This window comes from Staphylococcus sp. HMSC077D08 (genome assembly GCF_001837945.1).
Lineage (GTDB): Bacteria > Bacillota > Bacilli > Staphylococcales > Staphylococcaceae > Staphylococcus > Staphylococcus epidermidis.
The window spans coordinates 1-15,764 of the sequence record NZ_KV834813.1; the positions used below are offsets into that span (position 1 = coordinate 1).

At 30.3% G+C, this 15,764-nt stretch carries 16 protein-coding genes; 9 read left to right on the forward strand and 7 right to left on the reverse strand.

Features of this window, described 5'->3' with window-relative positions:
- Positions 1 to 599: 599 nt before the first annotated feature.
- Genes HMPREF2663_RS09255 through HMPREF2663_RS09265 form a run of 3 tightly spaced genes read left to right on the forward strand, consistent with a single transcriptional unit; the run spans position 600 to position 4,610 of the window.
- Positions 600 to 2,660 carry a heavy metal translocating P-type ATPase gene (locus HMPREF2663_RS09255; protein WP_070846299.1) on the forward strand — a complete coding sequence of 687 codons (2,061 nt, stop codon included), beginning with the start codon at positions 600 to 602 and terminating at the stop codon, positions 2,658 to 2,660.
- 14 nt (positions 2,661 to 2,674) lie between these two features.
- Positions 2,675 to 4,108 carry a multicopper oxidase family protein gene (locus HMPREF2663_RS09260; protein WP_020362832.1) on the forward strand — a complete coding sequence of 478 codons (1,434 nt, stop codon included), beginning with the start codon at positions 2,675 to 2,677 and terminating at the stop codon, positions 4,106 to 4,108.
- A gap of 19 nt (positions 4,109 to 4,127) precedes the next feature.
- Positions 4,128 to 4,610, forward strand: a complete 483-nt coding sequence (locus HMPREF2663_RS09265) for a YdhK family protein (protein ID WP_002489005.1) — start codon at positions 4,128 to 4,130, stop codon at positions 4,608 to 4,610.
- A gap of 471 nt (positions 4,611 to 5,081) precedes the next feature.
- Here HMPREF2663_RS09265 and cstB read toward each other — a convergent pair whose 3' ends face one another.
- Together cstB and HMPREF2663_RS09275 are read right to left on the reverse strand one after the other, a co-directional pair.
- Positions 5,082 to 6,410, reverse strand: a complete 1,329-nt coding sequence (gene cstB / locus HMPREF2663_RS09270; protein ID WP_002474931.1) for a persulfide dioxygenase-sulfurtransferase CstB — start codon at positions 6,408 to 6,410, stop codon at positions 5,082 to 5,084.
- A gap of 18 nt (positions 6,411 to 6,428) precedes the next feature.
- Positions 6,429 to 7,499 (reverse strand): DsrE/DsrF/DrsH-like family protein, encoded by a 1,071-nt coding sequence (locus HMPREF2663_RS09275; protein WP_002474916.1) that lies wholly within the window; start codon positions 7,497 to 7,499, stop codon positions 6,429 to 6,431.
- Between the two features lie 138 nt (positions 7,500 to 7,637).
- Here HMPREF2663_RS09275 and cstR point away from each other — a divergent pair, with 138 nt between their 5' ends.
- Both cstR and HMPREF2663_RS09285 read left to right on the forward strand, forming a co-directional pair.
- Complete coding sequence (cstR, locus tag HMPREF2663_RS09280) at positions 7,638 to 7,898, forward strand: persulfide-sensing transcriptional repressor CstR (protein WP_000456194.1); 261 nt, start codon at positions 7,638 to 7,640, stop codon at positions 7,896 to 7,898.
- 14 nt (positions 7,899 to 7,912) lie between these two features.
- On the forward strand, positions 7,913 to 8,653 hold the full coding sequence (locus HMPREF2663_RS09285) for a sulfite exporter TauE/SafE family protein (RefSeq protein ID WP_002474919.1): 741 nt from the start codon (positions 7,913 to 7,915) through the stop codon (positions 8,651 to 8,653).
- 60 nt (positions 8,654 to 8,713) lie between these two features.
- Here the strand turns inward: HMPREF2663_RS09285 and arsC are convergent, their stop codons facing one another.
- The 5 genes from arsC to arsD form a co-directional block, all read right to left on the reverse strand.
- A complete protein-coding gene (gene arsC, locus HMPREF2663_RS09290; RefSeq protein WP_002474917.1) occupies positions 8,714 to 9,109 on the reverse strand; it encodes an arsenate reductase (thioredoxin) in 396 nt (131 codons plus the stop codon).
- A 16-nt stretch (positions 9,110 to 9,125) separates the two neighbouring features.
- Positions 9,126 to 10,415 (reverse strand): arsenite efflux transporter membrane subunit ArsB, encoded by a 1,290-nt coding sequence (gene arsB / locus HMPREF2663_RS09295; protein WP_070846301.1) that lies wholly within the window; start codon positions 10,413 to 10,415, stop codon positions 9,126 to 9,128.
- Positions 10,416 to 10,417: 2 nt separating this feature from the next.
- Positions 10,418 to 10,732 carry an ArsR/SmtB family transcription factor gene (locus tag HMPREF2663_RS09300; RefSeq protein WP_002437624.1) on the reverse strand — a complete coding sequence of 105 codons (315 nt, stop codon included), beginning with the start codon at positions 10,730 to 10,732 and terminating at the stop codon, positions 10,418 to 10,420.
- Between the two features lie 149 nt (positions 10,733 to 10,881).
- Positions 10,882 to 12,606, reverse strand: a complete 1,725-nt coding sequence (gene arsA / locus HMPREF2663_RS09305) for an arsenical pump-driving ATPase (RefSeq protein ID WP_176746338.1) — start codon at positions 12,604 to 12,606, stop codon at positions 10,882 to 10,884.
- The gene (gene arsD / locus HMPREF2663_RS09310; protein ID WP_002496049.1) at positions 12,593 to 12,940 is read right to left on the reverse strand and encodes an arsenite efflux transporter metallochaperone ArsD; all 348 of its coding nucleotides are present in this window, start codon (positions 12,938 to 12,940) and stop codon (positions 12,593 to 12,595) included. Before arsD ends, arsA begins: the two co-directional genes overlap by 14 nt.
- Positions 12,941 to 13,463: 523 nt before the next feature.
- Between arsD and HMPREF2663_RS09315 the strand changes: the two genes are divergently transcribed.
- The 4 genes from HMPREF2663_RS09315 to HMPREF2663_RS09330 all read left to right on the forward strand — a co-directional run.
- Entirely contained in the window at positions 13,464 to 13,784 is a 321-nt protein-coding gene (locus tag HMPREF2663_RS09315) for an ArsR/SmtB family transcription factor (protein ID WP_002437630.1), read from the forward strand.
- Positions 13,785 to 13,871: 87 nt separating this feature from the next.
- Positions 13,872 to 14,756 (forward strand): permease, encoded by an 885-nt coding sequence (locus HMPREF2663_RS09320; RefSeq protein WP_070846305.1) that lies wholly within the window; start codon positions 13,872 to 13,874, stop codon positions 14,754 to 14,756.
- A gap of 13 nt (positions 14,757 to 14,769) precedes the next feature.
- A complete protein-coding gene (locus HMPREF2663_RS13055) occupies positions 14,770 to 14,898 on the forward strand; it encodes a hypothetical protein (RefSeq protein ID WP_002447564.1) in 129 nt (42 codons plus the stop codon).
- Positions 14,899 to 15,152: 254 nt separating this feature from the next.
- On the forward strand, positions 15,153 to 15,764 hold a 612-nt coding region (locus HMPREF2663_RS09330; RefSeq protein WP_070846307.1), incomplete at its 3' end, for a tandem-type lipoprotein.

Here is a 15,764-nt window from a genome sequence, read left to right on the forward strand (position 1 = left end):
ATACTATAAATTCAACTTTGCAACAGAACCTTATTGCATATCTTTTTAGCCATATCACTGATAGGGTGAAGCATATCATAAATAAAACTAAAAAATAAATTGTATATAACTTACTTTGAAATTGATCGAATATATAGTATCTTTAATAAAATGCAGATATTGTGGCGTAGAATTTGAGAATCAAAAAATGATTAATATAGTTTGAAGAAACTGAGCATAAGTACTAGAAAAATAGCCAGTAAATGAGTTTATTATGAATTCATTTACTGGCTTCTTTAAATAATGATTTAGACAGTTTGCTTTTCTAGAACTACTTTGAAATGCGTTATTTTCTTTAAGAATATTAATATATAACTTGTGTTGCTAATGCTAACCTTGGTCAGAGTGTATTGTCATGCGATAGTTAAGATGAGATCTTTTAATTAAAACCTTGTTTTAAACATCGATGACAAGGTCTAATGTAGGAGGTGTAGAAATAATTTTCAGAATGATATAAATAAATCATAAATGAAGATAAATCGAAACTATTTATACCGTAGGGGGGTATATGTTATGGTATAAGTAACTTTACTATCACGTTTTCATTGGGAGGGGTTAATTTGAATAATAATGGTGAAGAGCATAATCATCAAAATCACATGAATCATTCCAATCACATGCATCATGATAACCATGCCTCACATCATCATAGTGGCCATGCACATCATCATGGAAATTTTAAAGTTAAGTTTTTTGTTTCATTAATTTTTGCAATACCTATCATTCTCTTATCGCCAATGATGGGTGTTAACTTACCTTTTCAATTCACATTTCCAGGTTCTGAATGGGTAGTGTTAATATTAAGTACAATTTTATTCTTTTATGGTGGTAAACCGTTCTTGTCTGGTGGTAAAGATGAAATTGCTACAAAAAAACCAGGCATGATGACCTTAGTTGCCCTAGGTATCTCAGTAGCTTATATTTATAGCTTGTATGCTTTTTATATGAATAACTTTAGTAGTGCAACTGGTCATACAATGGACTTTTTTTGGGAATTAGCAACCTTAATTTTAATTATGCTATTAGGACATTGGATAGAAATGAATGCTGTCGGAAATGCTGGAGATGCTTTAAAGAAAATGGCAGAACTGTTACCTAATAGTGCGATTAAAGTTATGGATAATGGCCAACGCGAAGAAGTTAAAATATCAGACATCATGACTGATGATATCGTCGAAGTAAAAGCCGGAGAAAGCATTCCAACAGATGGTATTATCGTTCAAGGACAAACATCTATAGATGAATCCCTAGTCACTGGAGAATCTAAAAAAGTACAAAAAAATCAAAATGACAACGTCATCGGGGGTTCTATTAATGGGTCTGGAACAATACAAGTCAAGGTTACAGCTGTTGGAGAAGATGGATATCTTTCTCAAGTTATGGGACTTGTTAATCAAGCACAAAATGATAAATCTAGTGCTGAATTGTTATCTGATAAAGTAGCGGGTTATTTATTCTACTTTGCTGTAAGTGTTGGCGTGATTTCTTTTATTGTCTGGATGCTCATTCAAAATGATGTTGATTTTGCATTAGAACGTCTTGTAACTGTGTTAGTCATTGCTTGTCCACATGCTTTAGGCTTGGCAATACCTTTAGTCACTGCACGTTCTACTTCAATTGGTGCACATAATGGTTTAATTATTAAAAATAGAGAGTCTGTAGAAATAGCTCAACATATCGATTATGTAATGATGGATAAAACTGGTACTTTAACTGAGGGTAACTTTTCTGTGAATCATTATGAGAGCTTTAAAAATGATTTGAGTAATGATACAATATTAAGCCTTTTCGCCTCATTAGAAAGTCAATCTAATCACCCATTAGCTATAAGTATTGTTGATTTTGCGAAAAGTAAAAATGTTTCATTTACTAATCCACAAGACGTTAATAATATTCCAGGTGTCGGATTAGAAGGTCTAATTGATAATAAAACATATAAAATAACAAATGTCTCTTATCTTGATAAACATAAACTTAATTATGACGATGACTTGTTTACTAAATTAGCTCAACAAGGTAATTCAATCAGTTATTTAATTGAGGATCAACAAGTCATTGGCATGATTGCTCAAGGAGATCAAATTAAAGAAAGCTCAAAACAAATGGTAGCTGATTTACTATCAAGAAATATTACACCAGTCATGCTTACAGGTGACAATAATGAAGTGGCACACGCTGTCGCAAAAGAATTAGGTATTAGTGATGTCCATGCACAACTCATGCCAGAAGATAAGGAAAGCATTATAAAAGATTATCAAAGCAAAGGTAATAAAGTCATGATGGTCGGAGACGGTATCAACGATGCGCCGAGCCTTATAAGAGCCGATATTGGTATAGCAATTGGTGCAGGCACAGATGTTGCAGTGGATTCAGGTGATATCATACTTGTTAAAAGTAATCCATCAGATATCATTCATTTCTTGACCCTTTCAAATAATACTATGAGAAAAATGGTTCAAAACTTATGGTGGGGTGCAGGTTATAATATTGTTGCTGTACCTTTAGCAGCTGGCGCATTAGCTTTTGTCGGGTTAATATTATCACCAGCTGTAGGAGCAATATTAATGTCTTTAAGTACAGTTATAGTAGCGATTAATGCTTTTACATTAAAATTAAAATAAAAGAGGTAAACCTTATGTATAATAAAGTTTTTGCAATTTTAATTATAATTTTTTCCATAATAATTATTGCGTCTAATGATACTTTCGCAGAAAGTAAGAATGATATGATGAATATGAAAGAAGATAAGAAAAATACAATGGATATGACAAATATGAAACATCATGACGAAAGAAAGAAATTAAATTCTTCACAAGGAAAAAATGAAATAATATTTCCTAAAGTTGCAGAGTCAAAAAAAGATAACAATGGTTATAAAAATTATACATTAAAAGCTCAGGAAGGAAAGACAGAGTTTTACAAAAATAATTTTTCTAATACTCTAGGCTACAATGGAAATTTACTTGGACCAACTTTAAAATTAAAAAAAGGAGATAAAGTTAAAATTAAGTTAATAAATAACTTAGATGAAAATACAACATTTCATTGGCATGGATTAGAAGTAAATGGAAAAGTGGATGGAGGGCCTTCTCAGGTTATAAAACCAGGAAAAGAAAAAACTATAAAATTTGAGGTTAATCAAGATTCTGCTACGTTATGGTATCACCCCCACCCCTCTCCAAATACAGCTAAACAAGTTTATAATGGCTTATCAGGATTATTATATATAGAAGATAGTAAAAAGAATAATTATCCTAGTAATTATGGAAAAAATGATTTGCCTATAATAATCCAAGATAAAACATTTGTATCTAAAAAATTAAATTATTCAAAAACGAAAGACGAAGATGGCACTCAAGGTGATACTGTTCTTGTGAACGGAATAGTAAACCCCAAACTTACAGCAAAAGAAGAGAAAATACGTTTGAGACTTTTAAATGGTTCTAATGCTCGAGATTTAAATCTTAAGCTAAGTAATAATCAAAGTTTTGAGTATATTGCTTCAGATGGCGGTCAATTAAAAAACGCTAAAAAATTAAAAGAAATTAATTTAGCTCCTTCAGAAAGAAAAGAAATAGTAATAGATTTATCTAAAATGAAAGGCGAGAAAATCAGTCTGGTTGATAATGATAAAACTGTAATTTTACCGATTAGTAACAAAGAGAAAAGTTCTAACAAAAGTAATACACCAAAAGTAGGTAAGAAAATAAAATTAGAAGGTATGAATGATAATGTTACCATTAATGGTAATAAATTCGATCCTAACAGAATAGATTTTACACAAAAGTTAAACCAGAAGGAAGTATGGGAAATTGAAAACGTCAAAGATAAAATGGGTGGTATGAAACATCCTTTCCACATCCATGGAACGCAATTTAAAGTTTTATCTGTGGATGGGGAGAAACCTCCAAAAGATATGAGGGGTAAAAAGGATGTTATATCTTTGGAACCTGGACAAAAAGCTAAAATAGAGGTTGTATTTAAAAATACTGGAACATACATGTTTCACTGTCATATACTTGAGCATGAAGATAATGGAATGATGGGTCAAGTAAAAGTAACAAACTAATCAATAGGGAGATTTTAATATGATGAAAAAAGATAAAGACACTAATGACCAAAAAAGTGAGAGCCATATGAAGCATAATGATGAAAGTAAAGTTCCTGAAGATATGACATCGACTAATGAGGGTGAATTTAAAGTAGGAGATAAAGTAACGATTACAGCAGGGCATATGCCAGGTATGAAAGGTGCAGAAGCTACTGTAAAAGGTGCGTATAAAACATATGCCTATGTTGTAAGTTATAAACCCACAAATGGAAATGAAAAAGTAAACAATCATAAATGGGTCGTAAACGAAGAGATCAAAGATGCACCTAAAGATGGATTTAGTAAAGGCGATACTGTTAAATTAGAAGCAAGTCATATGTCTGGTATGAAAGGTACTACAGCCAATATAGATAACGTGAAAAAGACTACTGTTTACGTAGTTGATTACAAATCCAAAGATAATGGTAAAATCATTAAAAATCATAAATGGATGACAGGAAATGAGCTGAAAGCACGATAAAAATCTAGTTCTAGATTGAGAAATAAATAGATATAAAAATATCCTCCTTAATCAATAATTTAAATAACTTATTATTGTTAAGGAGGATATTTTTTAGTGTGTAAATTAAAAAGAATTTTAGAAGAATAACATTTATCAAAAAACTGTTCATTACCTTATTAATTGAAATTATATAATTAAAAACCGCATCATTAACCGATAAGCAGAAGCGTATCGTAAGTGAGGCGGGTTTTTTAGCCGCTTCTCAAAGGGGGGGACGAACGTATCATAACATATGAGGTTTATGAGAATTGCTGTTATGTTTTTGATCACATCAATAAATAAAAAAGATATGCACTATGTAAAATATTTATTAAATGATATAAAGCGAGGATACATAAATGATTTTTAAATAGATATGTATCCAATAATATAAAAAGGGACTATAAGCTATATCTAACTACTTATAGTCCTTTTTCATTAGTATAAATATTAAGAAAGGTGTATATCTTTGTAACCTTCATTTACATTAATAATGTTGTGATAACCTTTATGTTCTAAAATACCAATAGCTATAGAACTTCTAATGCCAGACTGACAGTGTACATAAATAACATCGTTTTTATTGAAAGGTAAATCTGTTTCTAAAAGTTTGCCATGTGGTACATGAACCGCTTGAGATAAGTGGCCATTATTCCATTCATTATCATTTCGTACATCTAATATATGTGGTTCGTTACCTTTAATGTCTTCACTATGAATGGAACGTGTTTGAATCTTAGATTGAGGTAATTGATATCCAGCAACATCATCGTAACCAATGAGTTGTAAGGCGTGTGTTGCTTTTGAAACAAGGTGATAGTCTCCAATCAAGTTAATTTCTTGATCATAGTTTAGATACCAGCCAATTTGATTGATGAAATTTTTATCATATGGAATATTGATTGTACCTTCAATATGTCCACCATGATAAGCCTCATTACTGCGGAGATCAAAAGTTAATCTGTTTGTACTTGTAGCTGGATAAACCGTATAAGGTTGATATAAATTCATACCGAATTGATTAATTTTTTTCATTTGTGCAAAATGATGTGGTGGTGCAGGTTGGTCAGAAATTAGTTTATCGATAAAGGTAGCTGCATTATTTTCAGAAAAAGCCCAGTTCGTTTGTTTTTCATAGCCAAGCGTAGATGTTGGAATAGCACCTAAAGATTTACCACAAGGACTACCAGCGCCATGGCCAGGCCAAATTTGAATGTAGTCTGGCAAGTCTTTAATACTTTCAATAGATTTAAACATTTGTTTAGCGCCTATTTCAGATGATCCTTCTACTTTAACAGCTTTTTCTAGTAAATCAGGTCTACCGATATCTCCTACAAAAATAAAATCACCACTGAATAGTCCCATTGGAACTTGTGCTCCAGCACCTTCGTCAGTAAGTAAAAAACTTATACTTTCTGGCGTGTGACCAGGTGTATGAAACACTTTTAATTTTATATTTCCTACATAAATATCATCATTATGTTGAACAAAATGAGTGTGGTTAGGCATATTTTTATAACCTAACATGTCATCACTTTCGCCCGATACATAAATACTAGCATTTAACTTTATAGCAACATCTCTAATTCCTGAAGCAAAATCTGCATGTATATGTGTTTCAGCTGCATGAGTAATGGTTAAACCTTCTTCATCAGCAACTCGAATATATGAAGATAAGTCACGAATAGGATCAATAATCATGGCTTCTCCAGTTTTTTGACAACCGATTAAATAAGATGCTTGAGATAAGTGTTTATCATAAAATTGTTTAAAAAACATAATATCATTCCTTTTTAATTATATAAATAAATTGTGATTAGCTTGTTCTGTATATCCAATATATGCACCTACGCCACCGTATTCTACATCATCGCGTAGTTCTTCTTTTGTAATGCCCATAACATCCATGCTCATTGTACAAGCAATAAGTTTAACACCTTGTTCAACTGCTTGATTGATAAGAGAAGGTAAATCATCGACATTTTTCTTTTTCATGACATAACGCATCATTAAATTTCCTACACCAAACATATTCATTTTTGAAATAGGCATTTTAATTGGTGAATTTGGAAGCATGAAGTCAAAAAGTTTTGCGATACCTTTTTTCTTAATGCGTTGACTTTGAGTTTTTTTAAGTGCATTCAAGCCCCAAAATGTGCAAAAAATGGTTACATCTCTACCTGCGGCTTTAGCACCATTAGCAATAATCATTGCTGCAACTGCTTTATCTAGTTCGCCGCTAAATAAAACAATCGTTGTTCCATTTTTTGTGTGCGTCACTTCTATATTTTTATTTTCTTCTTTTTGAATAATAGCGCGAATTTCATTACCAGAATCATTGAGTCTAACAAGTGTGTGTCCAGTTTGTTTGACCCAACTTTTAATATCATTTAAAAAACCGTGATCTGTCACAACAACTTCTATTTGATCACCAATAGCAATGTTTTTCATTTCTTTACTAATATTAACAATAGGTCCTGGGCACTGTAGATTACTATAATTAAACGTCTTACGATTGTGTTTGATTTGAATTTCTTTATCTTCTTTTAATTTAAATGATTCATTATTATGTTGCTGTTCGTAAGCCGTATAGCCTCCATCTAAATTCACCACATTGTATCCGCGTTGTGTAAGAAATTGACTTGCTTTTCTACTTCTATTACCGCTTTTGCAATAAATATAGTAAGTTTTATTGCGATCTTGTTTAAAATTTTCTATGTTTTCAACTGAATGTAATAAAGCATTTTTAATGTGTCCTAATTCATATTCTTCAGGCTGTCGAACGTCAATTAATTGACCCTTAGAACCCAATTCTTGTAATTCTTTTTTAGTGAAATCATTAATGTGTTTTGTTTTATATTGTGACATAATTGCCTCCTTTTAAATACCTATGGGGGTATGTTATAACGGATTAGACAGTTTGTCAAATACCCCATTAGGTATTTGACAAAATAAAATTTAATCAATATGATGTAATTATTAAAAATTAATATGGAGTGAAATATATTGGAATATAATAAAAAGATGATTAATCGTATTCATCGCATACAAGGACAACTTAATGGTGTCATTAAAATGATGGAGGAAGAAAAAAATTGTAAAGATGTCATTAGTCAATTAAGTGCATCTAAAAGTTCTATTCAACGTTTAATGGGTATTATCATTAGCGAGAACTTAGTAGAATGCGTCAAAATGTCTGAAGAAAATAGTGAAGATTCTCAGGCATTAATTAATGAAGCAGTTGAATTATTAATAAAAAGTAAATGATAATGGTGACTTCCATGATAATCATGTTACTCATTGGAATATTTGGAGGATTTATTTCAGGATTGGTTGGTATAGGGGGAGCAATTATCATTTATCCTATGCTTTTATTATTACCACCTTTGGTTGGTCTACCCACTTATAGTGCTTATATTGCTTCAGGATTAACCTCAAGTCAGGTGTTTTTCAGTACATTGAGTGGATCTTTTAAAGCATATAAAAACAAAGATTTTTCTAGAACGCTTGTACTTAATATGGGAAGTGGAATGATTATAGGTAGTATACTAGGTGCAATATTAGCGAATTTAATAAATGTACAGTTCGTTAATATGGTTTATATTATTATTGCATTATTAGCTCTTATTTTAATGTTTATTAAAGTCGTACCATCTACTAGTCATATTAAGTTTAATCGTCTACTTTTAATTACAATAGGTGGTATCATCGGTTTGGTATCTGGTATTGTAGGAGCTGGTGGAGCATTTATTATTATTCCAGTACTACTTGTTATATTTAAATTACCAATGAACACGGTGGTTACAAATAGTATTGTAATTGCGTTCATTTCTTCTATTGGAGCATTTATTATTAAATTATTACAGGGTTATATTCCTGTTAATAGTGCAATACCGTTAATTTTAGGTAGTATACTATTTACGCCTCTAGGTATGAAAATAGGACAAAAAATACCTGATTATATTCAAAAAATGATTGTAAGTATTTTAATCGTCATTGCAATCATTAAGTTGATTTTTTAAGAATATTATATGATAGAAAATCTATTAAAAGCGTCTCAATGATATTGAGACGCTTAAAATTTATCTAGCTTTAAATGATTCAATGGCTGCTTTGATTTCATCTCTAACACGCTGGAATTCTGACCAAGGTTTGCCTGCAGGATCGTCAAATCCCCAATGTTCCTTCTTTACATTAGACGGCAATACAGGACAGTTTTGATCAGCATCACTACATAGAGTTACTACTAAATCGGATTGGTTTAGTATATTTTTGTCAATTAAATTAGAAGTATGGTTTGATATATCAATTCCAACTTCTTTCATCGCTTCAATTGCCTTTGGATTGACACCGTGTGCCTCTATACCGCCAGAATATACTTGCCATTCATCAGCTAAGATGTTCTTACCCCATCCTTCAGCCATTTGGCTACGGCATGAATTACCTGTACATATAAAATAAATTATTTTCTTTGTCATCATTGACACCTCTTTTTTAAAATATAATAAGTGTTAGATATAACCCTAACAGTGTGATAAATAATACCGGAATCGTTATAATAATACCGATTTTAAAGTATTGTCCCCAAGAAATTTTAACACCTTTTTGAGTAAGCACATGTAACCAGAGAAGTGTTGCTAACGAACCAATTGGTGTGATTTTAGGTCCTAAATCAGATCCGATAACATTCGCATAAATCATGCCTTCCTTGAGTATGCTTGTTGTTTGAGATTGACCAATCGCTATTGCATCTATTAAAACAGTTGGCATGTTGTTCATAATGGATGAAAGGAATGCGGATATAAAGCCCATGCCCATGATACTACTAAATAAGCCGTAACTTGAAATATTTGTTAGTACATCACTAAGAAGCGTTGTAATCCCCACATTTTTTAGACCAAATACCACAAGATACATACCAATAGAGAATAAAACAATATTCCATGGTGCACCTTTAATTACTTGTTTCGTATGAACAGCCTTAGATTTACGTGCTAATAATACAAATATTAAAGCAATGATACCAGCAATAATTGATACTGGAATGTTTATAAACTCACTTATTAAATAACCAACTAGCAATACAGTGAGTACAATCCACGAGATATTAAAAAGCTTTTTGTCCTTAATCGCTTCTTTTGGTTCTCTAATATTTACTGCATCAAATTTTCTTGGGATAGACTTTCTAAAATAAAGCCATAAGACAAGAATACTTGCGATTAAAGAGAATATATTAGGTATAATCATTTTACTGAAGTACTCAACAAATCCAATATCAAAGTAATCAGCAGAAACAATATTAACTAAATTACTAACAATTAATGGAAGAGATGTAGTATCTGCAATAAAACCACTAGCAATAATAAATGGGAATACCGCTTTTTTATCAAATCCTAAACTACGTACCATTGCTAAAACAATAGGCGTCAGTATTAAAGCTGCACCATCGTTCGCAAAGAAAGCTGCTACAATAGCGCCTAACAACATAATGTAAACAAACATTTTCAAGCCATTACCCTTTGATGCTCTCACCATATGTATAGCAGACCATTCAAAGAACCCAATTTCATCTAATATGAGTGAAATGAGAATAACTGCAACAAAAGTTAAGGTCGCATTCCAAACAATTCCAGTAACTTCTAGTACATCTGAAAAGCTTACAACGCCAGTGATTATAGCAACTACAGCACCAATTAATGCAGTAATACCAATATCTAGACCTTTAGGTTGCCATATAACAAAAATTAACGTTAATATAAAAATTGTGATTGCTAATATTGTCATTGTTAACATTCACCTTTCTCTACAGTTTCACATATACATGGGACAGTACTGGAACTCAATAGAGTGAGTCGTGATGTAATGTCATCTAATACAGCATGATTCAATTTATATAAATTTTTATTACCATCCTTTCTAGATGTAATTAAATTATTGTCTTTTAATACTTTCATATGATGACTTAATGTGGGTTGAGAAAAAGAAAAATGCTGTAATAAATCACAAGCGCATAATTCACCACAAGATAACAAATCTAATATCTCAAGACGGCTACTATCAGCCATCACTTTCAAGTATTGCGATATTTCACTATAATTCAATTTTTTTCTCCCTTTCTACTTGGAATCTTTTATATCGTTAATAATTTTTATTGTCATTTGATAAATTACATACTTGCTTAACTCCTAAATTATTAACTGGTTTAAAGTAGACTCTATTTATCATATAGTTCTCATTATAATCAATAATATCAATATTCTAATACTCGATAAGGTATGACAAAGTAATTATCAAGACTTTCATTTTTAATCTTGTTTATCCAAAATGATTCATCTTCTTTTTTGTTACTAAAAAGGTCATCACGTTGATTTAGCGTAACTAACGATTGATTAACAACCCACCAATTATGGCCTATATTAGCTCTATTTAAATCTTCTACTAAACGTTTAGATTCTAAATAAGGTGTTTTTTCTGCTAATGTTACAATTATCATCTGTGTTAAATTTTTATTTTGAATTTTGGGTAATAATGTTTCAACATTACTGGTAGTTTGAGTTGATTTTTTCTTTAATTCTCTATGATGATTTTCACTAGAATCAAGTAACAGCAAGGTATGGCCTGTAGGAGCTGTATCTACAATTACGTAATCCATGTCGTCTTGATTCTCCATAATGTCACTAAAGGCTTTGAAAAATGCTATTTCTTCTGTACAAGGTGATTTTAAATCTTCCATAATATAATCAATATCGTCTTGTGGTGTATCATCATTCACTGTTGCTAGTACTTCTTTTTTATATTTTTCTAATGCTTGTTCTTCATCAATATAAGCAGTATTTAAATTACTTGTGGTTTCAACATTAATTTCTTTAGTAGGGTCAGTAGTTGCTAAAAGAACACGATATCCTTTATTAGATAATGCTGTAGCTAATTGCGTTGCTACTGTCGTTTTACCAACGCCACCTTTTCCCAATGTAAATAAATATTGAACTTTACTATTTTCAATTTCATCTATTAATTTATTGAATTGCGGATGATCTTCAACAATAAAGTCATCATTTTCAATTAAGTTATCATCATTTAATAGATTAGTTAAACTTTCTATACCTTCTTCTTTCTGCTTTTTATATGGAACGTAATAAGCATGATTGTTATTTAACCATTCAGTAAAATGATTAATGTTTTTATCTTGTTCTGATTTCATCTGACTCGAAATTAAACCGTGACTTTCTTCTATATAGTTGTTAATGATTACTTTGAATTTAGAAATTGACAGTTGTTGTAATTCTTGTTGCGCTCTTTGAATTTCATATATAGAAGAGTGACTAGGTCTCGCAACTAACATCATGGTCGTATCATCTTGGTTACGTAGTTTTTCAAGTGCTGAATTATATTTAACTCTATTTTCATTTAAACCTGATAATTGACCTAAGCAAGAAGCGTCATTACTCGTTGTATTTAAATAATCTGTCCATGCAGAAGGTAATTCAAGCATTCTCAAGGTGTGACCTGTTGGAGCTGTATCAAATATAATGAAATCAAATTCTTGTTCTAAAGTTTTATCGGATAAAAAATTTGTAAATTCATTAAATGCTGCTACTTCAACTGTACATGAACCACTTAACTGTTCTTTCATCTCAGCAAGCACATCTTCTGGTAGAATACCCTCATAAGGTTCTATAGATTGTGCTTTATAATCGTCTGCAGCAGCAATCGGGTCAAAATTGGCTATAGAGAGATTAGGTATAGGTTGATATTTAGTTAATTTATTAGATAATTCCATTTGAAATACATCTTGTAAATTACTAGCTGGATCAGTACTTACTAAAGCTACTTTCTTTCCATTCTCTGCTAAGTTTAAAGCAATAAAACTTGATATCGTTGTTTTGCCTACGCCACCTTTACCAGTAAAAAACAAATATTTTGTTAACTCAACGTTATCTAAATTCAATTTATTTAAGTACTTAACAGCATCCATCTCCACCACAGCATCCTCCATTTCTCATTTGATTAACTGTAATAATTTCATCGGCTTCTTCTTGGGTAATATAAGCGCCCGTTTTAGCTATATTGCCTTCTATAAAAGTGATTGGTAAAACTTCATCACCTTTTTCTTGAATTAAACGAATAACTTCTTTATTTTGAATAAATTCATTCGGATTATTGTTCATATTATAACGTTGAACTTCTATTTGATTTTGTTTTAAATATTCATTGATTTGGTTCGCTTTTATTAGTGTTTCATCCGGTTCAGGACCACATACCCCAGTAGAACAGCACATAGCTTCTTCGTATATTTCAATATTTAACATTATACTCACCTCATTAATTAATTTACGATTATAGACTAACATCTATATAGATTGGTGTCTATGTTTTTGATTGAGTTTTAAAAATTTTACTAAATTTAATTCTTAATAATACAATTTATGAAGAAATTATTTTAGTATTTTTGTGAGCAATATCTAAGTTTATGTAAAATTATAGGTTTTTTTCTTGCGATAATATATATATTGATTTATATTTAATACATCAAGAAAAATTGATGTATTAAATGATATAAAACTACATTGACAATAAGAAAGTGTGATTGATTACGAGTAAATCATGTAAGTACTTTAACTTTTGGTTACTTTGTTAGTTATTTAAATCTTGTTATCCTATCAAGAGAAATCAATTTAAAAGAAGCTACAATATTATATGTAGAAGGAGTTCTTTAAAGGTAATATTACTCAGTATGGCGAATCAACAAAAAATGACTATAAACAAGCAATTCAAGAATTGAAATAAAGATAATATAAACTCAATGAAATATTATAAAAAGGATGGTCTTTTATGGAAGTTATTAAAACAAAGACTGATATGAGTGAAGATCAACAGTTTGACTTTTATGAAAAGATGTTTAATGCACTTGCCGATAAAATCAGATTAAAAATACTAAATCAAATTAGCCAAAGCTCTAATAAATCATTATGTGTGTGTGATTTAGAAGAATTATTAGATATAAAACAATCTAAACTTTCTTATCATTTAAAAAAATTAGTAGATGCAAATGTTCTTATTGCTGAAAAGCATGGCACATGGAATTATTATAAAATTAATGAGCAACAAATACAGGTTGTTTTAAATGAAGATACTTGTTGTAAGATACTTTAAGTATCTTTTTTAATATAATATTAATCAATATTTTTTGATATATTAATCAAAAAAAGTTGATTAATTAAATTTGGAGGGATTATATTAATGTTAGATTCAAGTATAGAATTCATAAAGACATTTTTAATGCTATTTTTTGAATTATTAGTACTATTCATAGTAGTGAGTTTTATTGTAAGTATAATCCAGCAAATAGTTTCAGAAGAGAAAATAAAACACTTTTTAAGTAAACCTAATCAAGTTATTAATTATATTTTGGGAATGATATTTGGTTCGATTACACCTTTTTGCTCTTGTTCAACAATTCCTATACTTGCAGGTTTATTAAATTCTAAAGTTCCATTTGGTCCTGCAGTGAGTTTCTTGATTGCATCGCCATTAATGAATCCATTAATGATATTTATGTTATGGAGTTTACTAAGTTGGAAAGTTGCTGTTATTTACTTTGTTGTACTAGCGATTTTTAGTATTTTAACGGGTCTAGTATTTTCAAAAATGAATTTAGTTAAAACTTACAAAGGTGTAAACGTTAAAGGAGATGGGTTTTTTTCTAATAAAACTGGATCTCGTGTTAAACATGCATTAAATGATGCTTGGGCATTCTTATATCCAATGCTTCCTTATTTATTTATTGGTGTGTTTATTGGTGCTTTTATATACGGATTTGTACCTGAAACGTTTATCACTAAATATGCAAGTGGAGATAGTAGTATATCCGTACTCATTGCATCAGTAGTAGGTATTCCTATGTATATTAGACCTGAAACTATGTTACCTATAGCCGGAGCATTAGCTTCAAAAGGAATGTCCTTGGGAACGGTTGTCTCATTAATAATAGGTGGTGCCGGTGCAAGTATTCCAGAAGTAGTATTATTATCTAAATTATTCAAAAAAGAGTTTGTAGTATCGTTTGTTATCGCCATTTTAGTTGTAGCTATTTCTACAGGTTTGATTGTGAACATCATTATTTAAAGGGGGTGAGTTGATGGGAATCAAAGATGTATTAAATAAAATGAAACCTCAGGATCAATCATGTTGTTCTGTGGAAATTGAAGAAAAAAAAGAGAAGAATGAAAAAGAACAGCAGGATAATAACAATTGTTGTAACAATTAATTTAGAAGTCTGTGAAATATATGCTTCTAATAAATAAAAGAACGACAAATTCCAATGTAATAGTATGGAATTTGTCGTTCTTTCGTTTCAATTAAGGAAAATGATTTTGTTTATTTATTAATTATGAAAGTAAAATAAAATTTTAATTCCATCTTAAATGTATTATATGTTCATTGTTTGGTAATATGTAGATGTTTAAGAAGTTGATTTATATAATGTTTACCAATTTATGATAAATAGAAAGATGTGAAAATATGAAACATTCAAGCAAAATAATAGTATTTGTAAGTTTCTTAATTTTAACGATTTTTATTGGAGGATGTGGTTTTATAAATAAAGAAGATAGCAAAGAAGCTGAAATCAAACAAAACTTTAATAAAACGTTAAGTATGTATCCAACTAAAAATCTAGAAGACTTTTATGATAAAGAGGGCTATCGTGATGAAGAGTTTGACAAAGATGACAAAGGGACATGGATAGTTCATTCTGAAATGGTCATTGAACCAAAAGGAAAGAATATGGAATCGAGAGGAATGATTCTACGTATAAATCGTAATACTAGAACAACAAAAGGATACTTTTTAATTAGTGAGATAACAGAAGACAAAAATGGCTTTGCGCATAATAAAGATAAAAAATATCCTGTCGTAATGAAACATAATAAAATTATTCCAACGAAGCCTATACAAGACGATAAGTTAAAAAAAGAAATTGAGAACTTCAAATTTTTTGTGCAATATGGCAATTTTAAAAACTTAAAAGATTATAAAGATGGAGAGATATCTTACAATCCTAATGTTCCTAGTTATTCTGCGAAATATCAATTGAGTAATAATGACTATAACGTGAAACAATTAAGAAAAAGA